Annotated in this window: 14 protein-coding genes and 1 tRNA gene; 8 read left to right on the top strand and 7 right to left on the bottom strand. The window is 70.9% G+C overall.

What is annotated here, in order from left to right:
- Positions 1 to 148: 148 nt before the first annotated feature.
- Positions 149 to 1,135: a pyridoxal-phosphate dependent enzyme gene (locus N792_RS00280; RefSeq protein WP_036192168.1), complete on the top strand. Its 987-nt coding sequence runs from the start codon at positions 149 to 151 to the stop codon at positions 1,133 to 1,135.
- Positions 1,136 to 1,342: 207 nt separating this feature from the next.
- Here N792_RS00280 and N792_RS00275 read toward each other — a convergent pair whose 3' ends face one another.
- The 6 genes from N792_RS00275 to bioB form a co-directional block, all read right to left on the bottom strand.
- Positions 1,343 to 1,984 carry a hypothetical protein gene (locus tag N792_RS00275; RefSeq protein WP_036191362.1) on the bottom strand — a complete coding sequence of 214 codons (642 nt, stop codon included), beginning with the start codon at positions 1,982 to 1,984 and terminating at the stop codon, positions 1,343 to 1,345.
- Positions 1,985 to 2,072: 88 nt separating this feature from the next.
- A complete protein-coding gene (locus tag N792_RS00270) occupies positions 2,073 to 3,080 on the bottom strand; it encodes a multidrug resistance efflux transporter family protein (RefSeq protein WP_224743892.1) in 1,008 nt (335 codons plus the stop codon).
- A 162-nt stretch (positions 3,081 to 3,242) separates the two neighbouring features.
- Positions 3,243 to 4,154 (bottom strand): malonyl-ACP O-methyltransferase BioC, encoded by a 912-nt coding sequence (gene bioC, locus N792_RS00265; RefSeq protein ID WP_036191359.1) that lies wholly within the window; start codon positions 4,152 to 4,154, stop codon positions 3,243 to 3,245.
- Positions 4,151 to 4,930 carry a pimeloyl-ACP methyl ester esterase BioH gene (gene bioH, locus N792_RS00260; RefSeq protein WP_036191356.1) on the bottom strand — a complete coding sequence of 260 codons (780 nt, stop codon included), beginning with the start codon at positions 4,928 to 4,930 and terminating at the stop codon, positions 4,151 to 4,153. The genes bioC and bioH overlap by 4 nt, the downstream gene beginning before the upstream one ends.
- A gap of 69 nt (positions 4,931 to 4,999) precedes the next feature.
- Positions 5,000 to 6,220, bottom strand: coding sequence for an 8-amino-7-oxononanoate synthase (bioF, locus tag N792_RS00255; RefSeq protein WP_036191353.1), 1,221 nt, complete (start codon positions 6,218 to 6,220; stop codon positions 5,000 to 5,002).
- A 3-nt stretch (positions 6,221 to 6,223) separates the two neighbouring features.
- Positions 6,224 to 7,396: a biotin synthase BioB gene (gene bioB, locus N792_RS00250; RefSeq protein WP_084105215.1), complete on the bottom strand. Its 1,173-nt coding sequence runs from the start codon at positions 7,394 to 7,396 to the stop codon at positions 6,224 to 6,226.
- Positions 7,397 to 7,445: 49 nt separating this feature from the next.
- Between bioB and N792_RS00245 the strand changes: the two genes are divergently transcribed.
- The gene (locus N792_RS00245) at positions 7,446 to 8,210 is read left to right on the top strand and encodes a ComF family protein (RefSeq protein ID WP_156969241.1); all 765 of its coding nucleotides are present in this window, start codon (positions 7,446 to 7,448) and stop codon (positions 8,208 to 8,210) included.
- A gap of 33 nt (positions 8,211 to 8,243) precedes the next feature.
- On the opposite strand, the gene ubiA is transcribed toward N792_RS00245, so the two are convergent.
- Complete coding sequence (gene ubiA / locus N792_RS00240) at positions 8,244 to 9,143, bottom strand: 4-hydroxybenzoate octaprenyltransferase (RefSeq protein ID WP_036191350.1); 900 nt, start codon at positions 9,141 to 9,143, stop codon at positions 8,244 to 8,246.
- A gap of 231 nt (positions 9,144 to 9,374) precedes the next feature.
- Here ubiA and N792_RS00235 point away from each other — a divergent pair.
- The 6 genes from N792_RS00235 to N792_RS00210 all read left to right on the top strand — a co-directional run bounded on the left by N792_RS00235 (position 9,375) and on the right by N792_RS00210 (position 12,951).
- Positions 9,375 to 9,451: transfer RNA gene (locus N792_RS00235), tRNA-Arg, on the top strand.
- Positions 9,452 to 9,774: 323 nt separating this feature from the next.
- Positions 9,775 to 10,581 (top strand): ABC transporter ATP-binding protein, encoded by an 807-nt coding sequence (locus N792_RS00230; protein ID WP_036191348.1) that lies wholly within the window; start codon positions 9,775 to 9,777, stop codon positions 10,579 to 10,581.
- Positions 10,581 to 11,330: an MlaE family lipid ABC transporter permease subunit gene (locus N792_RS00225; protein WP_036191345.1), complete on the top strand. Its 750-nt coding sequence runs from the start codon at positions 10,581 to 10,583 to the stop codon at positions 11,328 to 11,330. Before N792_RS00230 ends, N792_RS00225 begins: the two co-directional genes overlap by 1 nt.
- 84 nt (positions 11,331 to 11,414) lie before the next feature.
- A complete protein-coding gene (gene mlaD / locus N792_RS00220; protein WP_036191342.1) occupies positions 11,415 to 11,978 on the top strand; it encodes an outer membrane lipid asymmetry maintenance protein MlaD in 564 nt (187 codons plus the stop codon).
- 5 nt (positions 11,979 to 11,983) lie between these two features.
- A complete protein-coding gene (locus N792_RS00215) occupies positions 11,984 to 12,643 on the top strand; it encodes an MlaC/ttg2D family ABC transporter substrate-binding protein (protein ID WP_036191340.1) in 660 nt (219 codons plus the stop codon).
- A gap of 2 nt (positions 12,644 to 12,645) precedes the next feature.
- A complete protein-coding gene (locus N792_RS00210) occupies positions 12,646 to 12,951 on the top strand; it encodes an STAS domain-containing protein (RefSeq protein WP_052103204.1) in 306 nt (101 codons plus the stop codon).
- The last annotated feature ends 37 nt before the right edge of the window (positions 12,952 to 12,988 follow it).

Genomic DNA, 12,988 nt, shown 5'->3' with positions numbered 1-12,988 from the left:
CGACTGACGCCGACGCGGCAGGCGAGCGACACCGATGCCGACCCGGCCTCCCTCCGCACAGTAACCCCATTCGCCACCGCACCCGACCACGGCGACGGTGATTTCCATCGGCTACGCTGGCCGCATCACAACCACCGGACTCCACACCATGCAACCCCACGCTACCCACGCACCGGATTTCGACGCGGTCCTGACCGCGGCCGCGCGCATTGCGCCGCATGTGCATGCCACTCCGGTGCTGCACGCGCGCACCCTCAACGCGATCGCCGGCTGCGAGCTGCATTTCAAGTGCGAGAACCTGCAGCGCTCGGGCTCGTTCAAGTTCCGCGGGGCCTGCAACGCGGTCTTCTCGCTGACCAATGCCGAGGCCGCGCGCGGCGTGGTGACCCAGAGTTCGGGCAACCACGGTGGCGCGATCGCGCTGGCCTGCCGGATCCGTGGCATCCCCGCCACCGTGGTGGTGCCGCGCAATGCGTCGCGGGCCAAGCTCGCCGCAATGGAGGCCTATGGCGCGCGGATCGTGTTTTCGGAAGCCTCCCAGGCCTCCCGCGACGAGACCACCGCGACGGTGCTGGACGAGACCGGCGGCGTGCTGGTGCATCCGTTCAACGATGCCCGGGTGATCGCCGGGCAGGGCACCGCGGCACTGGAGCTGGTGCGTCATTCGCCCGGGATCGATGCGCTGATCGCGCCGGTCAGCGGCGGTGGCCTGCTGTCGGGGTCCGCACTGGCCGCCCACGGCAATGATCCGGCGATCGAGGTGTTCGGCGCGGAACCCGAAGGTGCGCGCGACGCACACGACTCGCTCCGGCTTGGCGAGCGCGTCACCGGACGGACCGCCGACACCGTCTGCGATGGCCTGCGCGCCGAGCTGGGCACGCTCACGTTCCCGATCGTCAGCGAGCACGTGCGCGACATCCTGCTGGTCGATGACGCCCAGGTGATCGCCGCGATGCGGCTGCTGTGGGAGCGCATGAAGCTGGTGGTCGAGCCGTCCGCAGCCGTGCCCCTGGCGGTCGTGCTGGCCAATCCGGCGCGCTTCGCCGGCCGCCGCGTCGGCATCATCCTGTCGGGCGGCAATGTCGACCTGGATGCGTTGCCGGCGCTGTTCGCGATGGCGCCGCGCCCGTCATAAGGCACGCTCCGTCATGCAGCGCGCCGGTCGCCAAGCCGGCGCGCTCGTGACGGGTTTCACGGCGCACCGGTGATCACTGGAATGAGGGCGTTCCCGTTCCCATTCCCGGGCGGAGAACCACCGCCTGATCCCCCCAGCAGGTCGGATCGTCAGCGGGATAACGCCGTGCCGGTCGCGCCTGCCGGCCCGGCTGGTGCTTTCGTCCGGTTACAGGCGCGGCGCCTGCGCTGCGGCCGCGTCCGCCGGACCGATCGCCAGTTGCTCCAGGCCTTCACCCAGCAGCAGGCGGGCGACCGCGGCGCGCTGCGGCAACGGCTGGGCGCGCAGGTCGTCCATCAGCCAGCCCAGCGAACGGCAGCGGGCGTCGTGGTCGTCGCCGTTGAGGCCGGCCACAAAGCCGTCGTTGACCAGCGCGGCACGCACGCCGGACGCTTTCAGTGCCTGCCGGGCGGCGGCCTCGTCGTAGGGTTGCGGCGTGGACTGCATCGCGGCGACAAACAGGTTCGCGACCGCGCCGGCGAAGCGTTCGCGGTTCGCCGGACTGAGCCGGTTGGCGACCGCATTGAGGCCGGCGAGGCTGCGGTCGGCGGCCGGATCGAACAGCGCGCAAAGCGCGGCCGCTTCCTGCGGACTGCTGGTCGCCGCATGGGCGGCCTGGAACAGGCTGTCGATGGCCGTGTCCGGCGCGCGCAGCAGCAACTCGCGGCCGTCGGCGACCAGCATGCCGGGATCGAATCCCCACTGCCGGATCGTGCTGGAAGCTGTCTGCTGGGCCTGCAGCGGCAGCAGGCTGCTGCCCAGCAGGGTCGCGGCGGAGATCACCAGGGCGATGGTCGTCGGACTGAACATGAGCGGCTCGCGGCGGCGTGACAGGGGGTCGAATCTAACCGTTGCGGGCTGAACGCCGCGTGCGGTTTTCAGCCGCCCGCCACCGGACTCACCCGCCGCGCTCGCTGCGCAGGTCCCGGGTCGCACGCGGGTTGCCGGCCGCCTTGCGCGCGGCGATCCCGCTGAACACGACGATGCCGGCCATCACCACCCCCGCGCCCCCCAGCGCGCGCCCCTGCGGCCAGGTCTCACCCAGCAGCAGCACGCCCAGCAGGGTCGCGAACAGGATCTCGGCGGCCTGCATCGCCTCCGTCGCGGCCAGCGCGGTGGGATCGTTGCGCACCATGCCGGTGGCCTGGAAGAACAGCACGGTGGCGATCACGCCCGCGCCCAGCGCGACACCGCCGGCGAGCCAGACCTGCTGCAGCGGCGGCGGCCCGGCCTGGAAACCGGCGTACACCGTGACCAGCCACCAGGCCGGCTGGCTGGCCAGGGTCAGCCCGAACACCCGCTGGGTGGCGTTGAGCTCGACCGCGCCGGGCTCGTCGGCCACACGCTCCAGGTGCAGCAACAGGCCGCGGTTGCCCAGTGGGTAGGCGACCGCGGAAAAGGCGACGCAGGCCAGCGCGATCCAGCCGGCACGGTCGAGCGCGCCGCCGCCGACGCCGAACTGCATCAGCAGCACGCCGGCGATCACCACCAGCCCGGCCGCCAGCGCCGGCAGCGGAATCCGCGCACGCTCGTCGCGGTACAGGAACGGCGCGCACAACATCCCCGCGATCACGGTCAGCTGGAACGTGCCGGCCACCAGCCACGACGGCCCGCTCGCCGCGGCGTAGCTCAGGGTCAGGTAGAACAGCACGAAACCGACCGTGCTCCAGCCCAGCCACGGCCACGGATGGGCCCGGATCGCACGCCATACCGGCCCGATGCCGCCCTGCCAGCGCATCAGCGGCAGCAGCAGCGGCAGGGTGATCAGGTAGCGCAGCGCGGCCGTCCACGCCCAGTGCCCGCCGCCGGTCGCCGCGGCGCGGTTGAGCACGTAGGTGCAGGTGAAGAACAGCGCCGACAGCAAGGCGATCGCCACCGCGAGCAGGGTCAATCGTCGCTGGTTCAAAGCTCGTCCTCGATCTGGCGCAACGGAGGTCGCGCCCGATCCGGAAGTGGCGTGTGCGACCCGTCGCAGGATACCGGCGGAACGGTCCGCGGGCATTCGCGGCGGCAACCGCCCTGCCGCCGCGGCTTCAGTCAGCGGCGACCGCCAAAACCGCCGAAGCCCTCAGCGCCGGCGGACGCGGATGCTGGACAGCGGCACCTGGACCTCGTCGACCCCGCCGACCCGGATCGGTGCGCCCGGCGGCGGGCCCCAGGCGTGGGCGTAGATGACTTCCCAGGTCACCGGCAATTGGCCGTCGGCGCTGCGCATCGCCTCGTAGGCCTCGCTGGCACGGGCGAACCGGGCGCGGCCGGTGAGGCTGCGGCGGCGGCCCGCCAGCGCGTTGGTCGCTCCGATGCCGCGCAGCTCGCGCATCAGGCTGGCGAGGTCGGGGTGACCGAGGTGGAACTCGTCGCGATCGAGCACCGGGTCCTTGAAGCCAGCCGCGATCAGCGCATCGCCGAACGGGCCGATCGCGGTGAACGGACTCACGTGCGGGGCCTCGTCCGCGGCGGCGAAGGCCTGCCGCAACTCGATCAGGGTGTCCATGCCGAACGTGGACACCAGCATCAGCCCGCCGGGCTTGAGCACCCGGCGCATGCCGGCGAACACGGCCGGCAGGTCCTCGACCCATTGCAGGCACAGGCTGGAGAACAGCACGTCGACGCTGCGGTCGGCCAGCGGCAGCGCGCGGGCATCGGCGCTGACCGGGATCGGGCGGCGGGTGAACGGGTTGAACCGCGACCCGCCCGCATTGCCGCGCACCTGCGCCAGCATTCCCGGCGCGATATCGAGCGCGAGCACCTGCGCCTTCGGCCAGCGCTTCTGCAACGCCGCCGACATGTGGCCCGGCCCGCTGCCCAGGTCGACCACGACCTGCGGCGGCGCCAGGCCGAGCGCGGGGTCGTCGAGATAATCCAGCGACTCGGCCAGGCGCGAGGCGACCTCACGCTGCAGCGTCGCGGCGGCGTCATAACCCTCGGCGGCACGCGAGAACGCGCGGCGCACCTGGCGATCGTCGAACAGGCCGCTCATGCCGGTTGCCCCGCGCTGACGGTGCGCATGAAGGTGTCGATCTCGGCCGCCACCTCGTCGGCCGCGCCGAGGAACGGGGCGTGGCCGGCATTGGCGATCACCACGCTGCGTGATTGCGGCGCCAGTGCGGCGGCGGCCGGCATCGCGCCCGCCGGCACCAGCCGGTCGCGGCGGCCGGACAGCCACAGGCTGGGCAGCTGCAGGCCCGGCAATTCGGCGCGCAGGTCCAGCGTGTCGAGCAGGCGCAGGCCTTCCAGCAGTGCGCGCGGGGAGGGCTCGCCGCGCTCGAACGCCTGCGCGCGCAGCTTGCGCAACTCGTCCTGCGCACTGCTCGAACCCAGCGCCTCCAGCGCGAGGAAGCCGTCGAGGGTGCCGCGGAAATCGCGTTGCAGGGCGTCGCCGAAATCGCTGAACAGCGCGCTGCCGACGCCGTGCGGCCAGTCGTCGCTGCGCACGAAACGCGGCGAGGCGGCGAGCATCACCAGTCCACGTACCCGGTCCGGGTGATCCAGTGCGGCGCGCAGCGCGACCTGCCCGCCCAGCGACCAGCCCAGCCAGACCGCATCGGGCACCCGCGCGACCAGTGCGCGGGCCAGCGCCACCGGCTCCAGGGCGCGGTCGTCGTCACGGGCGTGGCCGTGGCCGGGCAGGTCGACCAGGTGCAGCGTGTAGTGCTCGGCGAGGCGGTCGACCAGTGGCGTGAACAGGCCACCGTGCATCGCCCAGCCGTGGATCAGGCCGAGCGCCGGGCCGTGCCCGCGGGTTTCGATATGCATGGACGTTCTATGTGGGGGTGTGTGCGGGAAATGGGGAAAGCGAAGTATCGCCGCCCGCTGGCGCTTGGGTCACACCGGCGAGTCGGCGTGGATCGCGGCGATCCGTGCCTCCGCCTCGGCACGGTCGCGCGCACGCAGCAGGGCCTCGACCAGACCGTCGACATCGGCGGTGGCGTGCAGGGCGGACAGGGTCACCCGCAGGCGCGCGCGTCCTTCGGGCACGGTCGGCGGCCGGATCGCGGCGACCCAGTAGCCGAAGCGTTCCAGTGCGGCGGCCATCGACAGCGCGCGCGCATCGTCGCCGACCATCACCGGCTGGATCGGTGTGTCCGACGGCAGCAGGGCCAGTCCGGCGCTGCGGGCCCGCTCGCGGAACCGCGCGGCCAGTTCGACCAGCTTCTCGCGCCGCCAGTGCTCGCTGCGCGCGAGCTTGACCGCGGCCAGACTCGCCGCGGCCTGGGCCGGCGGCAATGCGGTGGTGTAGAGGTACGGCCGCGCGGTCTCGGCCAGGTGCTCGATCAGCGCGTGGTCGCCCAGCACCGCCGCGCCGTAGCCGCCGAGCGCCTTGCCGAGCGTCGCCAGTTGCAGCGGCACCTGCTCCACCGACAGCCGCGCCTCGGCCACGCTGCCCTGACCGTCCGGGCCGACCACGCCGACACCGTGGGCATCGTCGACATACAGCAGCGCGTTCTGGACGCGGGCGACGAGGGCCAGTTCGCGCAGCGGTGCAATGTCGCCATCCATGCTGAACACGCCGTCGGTGGCCAGCATCGCGACCCCGTCGGGCATGCCGCGCAGCTGGCGGATCGCGCCTTCCGGGTCGTTGTGCGGATAGCGGCGCAGGCGGCACCCGGCCAGCCGCGCGGCGTCGATCAGGCTGGCGTGGTTGAGCCGGTCCTGCACGCAGACGTCCTCGTCGCCGAGCACCGCCTGCACCACCGCCAGGTTGGCCAGATAGCCGCTGCCAAACAGCAGCGCGCGCGGCGTGCCGAGCCAGTCGGCCAGTTCCTTCTCCAGCTGGTCGTGCAGGGTGTGGTGGCCACAGACCAGATGCGAACCCAGCCCGCCGGCGCCCTCCCGTGATGCCGCGTCCTGCAGCGCGCCAACCACCGCGTAGTGCTGGGACAGGCCGAGGTAATCGTTGCTGCAGAAGTTCAGCAGCTCGCGGCCATCGACGACGCAGCGCGCGCCGTCACGGTGGGTCACCGTGCGCCGGATCCGGCTGCGCGCAGTGGCGACCCGCGCCAGGCGCGCGGTCTCGATGCGTTCACGCCATGACGCGCGGGCCATGGCTCATACCACGCTGGCGGTGCGGTCGGCATCCGTGCCGGTGGCGTGGTCCAGCGTTTCAGGTTCGATGATGTCGGCGTGCACGGTTCCCCCCGGTTTTACCAAGTGCTCGACAGTATGGTGCCCGACTGCGTGTCCGGCGGCCTGTTCGTCGGCTTGCCCGACGATCGGCATCGGACGCAGGCCCAGCCGCTGGAACAATGCCAGATCGCGGTCGGTTTCGGGGTTGTCGGTGGTCAGCAGCTTCTCGCCGTGGAAGATCGAGTTGGCGCCGGCCAGGAAACACAGCGCCTGCAGCTCGTCGGACATCTGCTGGCGGCCGGCCGACAGCCGCACCATCGAGCGCGGCATCAGCAGGCGGGCAACGGCGATCGTGCGGGCGAACTCGAATGGATCCAGCTCGGCCAGCTCCTCGTCGTCGGCCAGCGGCGTGCCCTCGACCTTCACCAGCCGGTTGATCGGCACCGAGTCCGGATGTGCCGGCAGGTTCGCCAGCGTCTGCAGCAGGCCCGCGCGCTGGTCGCGCGACTCGCCCATGCCGACGATGCCGCCGCAGCAGGTCTTCAGGCCGACGTCGCGCACATGGCCGAGGGTGTCCAGCCGGTCCTGGTATTCGCGGGTGTGGATGATCCGGTTGTAGAACTCCGGCGCGGTGTCCAGGTTGTGGTTGTAGTAGTCCAGCCCGGCGTCCTTCAGCGACTGCGCCTGGCCACCGCTGAGCATGCCCAGCGTCGCGCAGGTCTCCAGCCCGAGCGCCTTCACTTCGCGGATCATCGCGGCGACCTTCGGGATGTCGCGGTCGGCCGGCGAGCGCCACGCCGCGCCCATGCAGAACCGCGAGGCACCGGCCGCCTTCGCCGCGCGCGCCTTCTCCAGCACGGCGTCGGTCGACATCAGCTTCTGCGCCTCCACGCCGGTGTGGTAACGCTGCGCCTGCGGGCAGTAGGAGCAATCCTCCGGGCAGCCACCGGTCTTCACCGACAGCAACGTGCTGACCTGGACCTCGGCGGGGTCGAAGTTCTCCCGGTGCACGCTCGCCGCGCGGAACAGCAGCTCCGGGAACGGCAGGTCGAACAGCGCGCGGACCTCGCTGCGCGACCAGTCGTGGCGGGTCGCGGCGCCGACTTCGGCGGGATGGCTGGCGGGCCGGACGGTGGTTCCACTGACAGCAGGCATGGCGGCTTTCCGACAGATACGAGAAGACAAGCCCGGCAGTCTGGAAAGCATGACTGCCCCTGTCAACCAAACCACGCCCCAGAAAGTTGACAGCCGCTGCGGCCGGTTCGTCACCTGGCTGCGCCATGACGCGATCCGGCTGCTGTGGCCGGGCCGTTGCCTGGCCTGCGCCGCGCCGGGCGAGAACGGGCGCGACCTGTGCGCCGCCTGCCGCGCCGCACTGCCCTGGCACGGCCCCGCTTGCGAACGCTGCGCCCTGCCGCTGCCGGCACCGAATCCGGCGGAAACCGCTCTCTGCGGCACCTGCCTGCAACGGCCACCGCCACTGGCGCAGACCCACGCCGCCTGCACCTACCGCGCGCCGCTGGACCGGCTGCTGCCGCGGTTCAAGTTCCATCACGACCTCGCCGCCGGCCGCCTGCTGAGCCAGATGATGGTCGAGGCGTTCTCACCCCTGTCACGGCCGGACGCGCTGATCCCGATCCCGCTGCACCGGGCCCGCCTGCGCCGACGCGGCTACGACCAGGCGCTGGAGCTGGCCCGGCCGCTGGCCGACGCGCTCGCCATCCCGTTGCTCGATGACGCCCTGCTGCGGCCGCGCGCCACCGCACCGCAATCCCGGCTGGATGCGGCGGGTCGCCAGCGCAATCTGCGCGGCGCGTTCACCGTGCGCCCCGGCGCGGACCTGCCGGCGCACGTGGTGCTGGTCGACGACGTGATGACCACCGGCGCCACCTTGCACGCCGCCGCGATCGTCCTGCGCCGGGCCGGCGCGGCACGGGTCGATGCCTGGGTGGCGGCACGGGTGCCGTAGGCCCTCCAGCTGCATCGCCCCGCGGGCGTGCGCTCAACCCCGCAGGGCGAAGTCCAGCGCGATGCCGGCGAACACCGCCAGTCCCACCCAGTGGTTGTGCAGGAACGCGCGGAACAGCGGGCCGCGCTCGCGCTTGCGGCTGATCCGGAACTGCCACGCCACCAGCACCGCGGCGACCGCCAGCCCGGCCCAGTACCAGTTGCCCATCGCGGCGCGCTGGCCCACCAGCATCAGGGCGATGAAGAACAGCGCGTACAGGATTCCCTGGATCACCAGATCGAGATCGCCGAACAGCACCGCGGTCGATTTCGCCCCCACCTTGATGTCGTCGTCCCGGTCGACCATCGCGTACCAGGTGTCGTAGGCGGTCGACCACAGGATGTTGGCGACATACAGCAGCCACGCCAGCGCCGGCACCTCGCCGGTCACCGCGGCAAAGCCCATCGGGATGCCCCAGCCGAACGCCATGCCCAGATAGACCTGCGGCAGGTAGGTGTAGCGCTTCAGGTAGGGATAGGTCGCCGCCAGCAGCAGGCCGATCAGGCTCATCCAGACCGTGAGCCGGTTCATCGTCAGCACCAGCGCGAACGCGGCCAGCATCAGCACCGCGAACAGTACCAGCGCCTCGCGACCGCGCACCGCACCGGTCGCGAGCGGCCGATCGCGGGTGCGCTCCACGTGCGGATCGAGCCAGCGGTCGGCGTAGTCGTTGACCACGCAGCCGGCCGAGCGGGTCAGCCAGACACCGGCGGTGAACACGAACAGCGTCCATACCGGCGGCATGCCCTCGGCGGCCAGCCACAGCCCCCACCAGGTCGGCCACAACAGCAGCAGCCAACCGATCGGGCGGTCGTTGCGGGTCAGCTGCCAGTACAGCCGCAGGCGGGTCTTCCAGACCGGCACGGGAACGGGTTCGAAACGCTCGTAGCTCATCGGCCGATTATGGCGGATGCCACCATGCGTCCGGCACGCCGACGCCGTGGCGCCGGCCGGCCCCAGTGGGTGGCCCATGCCATCACCCTGCTCGACCTGATTGATTTGCTGCGCCCGATTGCTCAACCGGGCGCACGGCGCGATTTGCCGCTAGAATGCCTTCCCCGCACGACCGGGACCGAGCGAGCCGAACCGGCTCCCTGCACCCCGGCCGATCCTGCGGCCTGTCATGCGCCTGTAGCTCAGCCGGATAGAGTAGTGGCTTCCGAAGCCATTGGTCGGGGGTTCGAATCCCTCCAGGCGCGCCATTTCCCCCTTCAAGTTCAATGACTTGCGCTCGACCAGCAGTGCAGGGCGCGGCATGCGCGTGTTGCCGCGGCCCAACCGGTCGCGGCGGGTAGCGGGGGTGCACCAGAATCCTGCCCGCCGCGGGTTTGGGCGGGCCAGCACGTCCCAACACGTCGGAGCAGTCTCAACCGGCGGGCGCCGGGAGCGCAGCGGTCACACCGGCGAGACCCGGCCAACCGCTGCAGCGCCGACGCCGGCCTGCGACAATGTGACACCCCTTGTTCAGGTGCTGCCCACCAAGCTGCGCGATGTTTGCGTCCGCGTGGCGTGCCACTTCTTTCCGATGACCGATTCCAGTCCCATCGTCCACCTGACCAATCTGCGCCTCGACCGCGGCGGACGCACGGTGCTGCGCGACATCAACCTGAGCGTGCCGCGCGGGCAGGTGGTCGCGGTGCTCGGCCCCTCGGGCAGCGGCAAGTCGACCCTGCTGGCGGCGCTGACCGGCGAGCTGGAACCGGCCGCCGGCACGGTGGAGATCTTCGGCCAGCCGATGCCGCAGTCCTCGCGCGCGCTGCTGGAACTGCGCAAGAAAATCGGCGTGATGCTGCAGGGCAACGGCCTGTTGACCGACCTGACCGCGGCCGAGAACGTCGCCCTGCCGCTGCGCACGCACACCCGGCTGCCGAAGCCGGTAATCGAGCGGCTGGTGCGGATGAAGCTGCACGCGGTCGGCCTGCGCGCGGCGGCCGACGCGTTCCCGCGCGAGCTGTCCGGCGGCATGGCGCGCCGGGTCGCACTGGCGCGGGCGCTGGCGATGGATCCGCCGCTGATGATCTACGACGAGCCGCTGACCGGGCTGGACCCGATCGCCAGCGGCGTGGTGATGGAACTGGTGCGCCGGCTCAACGACAGCCTCGGCCTGACCAGCATCGTGGTCACCCACCACGTCCACGAAACGCTGCCGGTGGCCGACCACGCGATCGTGATCGCCAACGGTTCGATCGTGTTTTCCGGCACGCCGGCCCAGTTGCAGGCCAGCACCGACCCGCTGGTGCGGCAGTTCCTGGACGGCAACCCGGACGGGCCGATCCCGTTCGATGCGATGCCGCGCGATACCGACACCCGACCCTCCAAGGAAGCCGCCTGATGGCGCTGGTTGCCGCTACCCGTTCCGTCGGCCGCGCCGGCCTGTTCACCCTGTCGGTGCTGCGGGCGTCGGTGCCGAGCACCGACCTGTTCCGAGAATTTGTGCGCGAGATCTACAAGATCGGCGCACGTTCGCTTCCGATCATCGCCGTTGGCGGCGCGTTCGTCGGTCTTTCGCTGACATTGCTGGCCTACCGCGCGCTCGACACCTACGGCGCCAGCAACCAGGTCAGCATGATCCTGGGGCTGGGCATCTACCGCGAACTCGGCCCGGTGCTGACCGCGCTGCTGTTCATCGGCCGCGCCGGCTCGTCGATCGCCGCCGAACTGGGCCTGATGCGCGCCACCGACCAGATCACCGCGCTCGGCCTGATGGGCATCGACCCGGTCGGCAAGGCGGTCGCGCCGCGCTTCTGGGCGGCGGTGCTGTGCGTGCCACTGCTGACCGGGTTCTTCTGCAGCCTCGCCATCAGCGCCAGCTATCTGGAAGCCGTTCACGTCATCGGCATCGACGCCGGCATTTTCTGGCAGGTGCTGCGTGACAGCGTCGACCTGGTCGACGACTTCGGCATGGCGATGGTCAAGTCGGCGGTGTTCGGCGCGGTCGCCGCGCTGGTCGCCGCGTACGTCGGCTTCCACGCCGAACCGACCATCGAAGGCACCTCGGTGGCGACCACCAAGGCGGTGGTCAACGCCTCGCTGCTGGTGCTGATGCTGAACTTCGTGATGTCAGCGCTGCTGTTCCAATAGCGCGACCGCCCATGCCTGCTGTACCGACTCCGACTCCAAATCTCCTGCATCCGCCGATGCATCGAAACACCAAGGTAGACATCCATGAGCAACCGTAGCCCCCGTATCGAATTCGCCGTCGGCGCGTTCCTGCTGCTCGCGCTGGCCTCGTTGCTGGTGCTGGCGATCAGCTCCACCAACGGCAAGCTGGGCTGGTTCGGCGGCAACGATTACGAGATCACCGCGCGCTTCAGCAACCTCGGTCCGCTGCGTGCGAACGCCCCGGTCAAGATCGGCGGCGTGGCGATCGGCCGCGTCTCCCACATCACCCTGGACCCGGTGAAGCTGGACTCGGTGGTCACCCTGGCCATCGATGCGCGCTATGACGACCTGCCAGCCGACACCAGCGCCGCGATCCTGACCTCCGGCCTGCTCGGCGAAAGCTACGTCGGCCTGCAGCCCGGTGGCGATCCGGAGCCGCTCAAGGCCGGCGACCAGATCTTCCTCACCCAGTCCTCGGTCGACCTGATCCAGATGGTCGGCAAGTACATGTTCAGCGGCGGTGCGGACAATGGCGGCGCATCCGCCGAGGATGCCGACCCGGCCGGGCAGGCCGACGACGTGCCGGCCTATCTGCAGGAAAGCGGCACCACGCCCCCCAAGGAATGAATCCGATGAAAACCTCTGCCTCGTCCATCCTCCTCTCCGCCGCGCTGCTTGCCGGCATGCCGACGCTGGCGCTCGCCGCCGGTGCGCCCGCGCCGGCCGCCGCGACCACCACTGCGCCGAGCAAGCTGGTGCTCGACAACGCGACCCGCATCCTGACCACGCTGGAAGCGCGCCGCGCCGAGTTCACCGGCGACCGCGCCGCGCTGCGCACCTACATCGCCGGCGAGTTCGACCAGATGTTCGACAGCCAGTACGCCGCGCGACTGGTGCTGGGTCGCCACGGCCGCGGCGCATCGGACGCCGACATCACACGGTTTTCCAAGGCCCTGACCAACAACCTGATGCAGCGTTACGGCTCCTCGCTGCTGGACTTCAACACCCGGTTGAAGGTGCGGGTGAAATCGGAAACCCCGCTGCGCGGCGGCGCGATGGTCAAGGTCTCCAGCGAGTTCCTGCGCCAGGGCGGCGACCCGATCCCGGTCGATTACCTGATGCACAAGGTCGGCAACGACTGGAAGGTGTTCGACGTGATGGTCGAGGGCGTCAGCTTCGTGCAGACCTTCCGCAACCAGTTCGACGAGCCGCTGTCGCGCAAGTCGATCAACGCGGTCGCCGCCGACCTGGAAGCCGGCAAGCTGCAAGCCACCACCACCACTGCCAACTGAGCATGGCGAGGCCGACCGCTGCCGCAGCCGTGCCCGCCACCGTGATCCGCGATGGCGATGCGCTGGTGTTCACCGGCACCCTCGACCGTGCCGCGGTGCCCGGGCTGTGGAAAGCGGCGCTGCCGCTGCTGGCCGGCATCGCGCGTCTCGAGCTGGGCAAGGTGGAGGCCGTCGACAGCGCCGGCGTGGCGCTGCTGGCCGAGTTGGCCGATCGCGCGGAAGGCGCCGTCCTGAATGGCAACCCGACCGGCCTGGCGGAGCTGCGCAGCGCGTACCGGCTCGGTTCGGCGCTGGACTTCGCCTCCTAGGGCGTTCCGGGGTTTTCCCGGGATTCACCGTCCCGCC

It is taken from the genome of Lysobacter concretionis Ko07 = DSM 16239 (assembly GCF_000768345.1).
Classification (GTDB): domain Bacteria; phylum Pseudomonadota; class Gammaproteobacteria; order Xanthomonadales; family Xanthomonadaceae; genus Novilysobacter; species Novilysobacter concretionis.
Note: the sequence above shows the minus strand (reverse complement) of the source record. Positions and strands in the feature narration are given on the sequence as shown.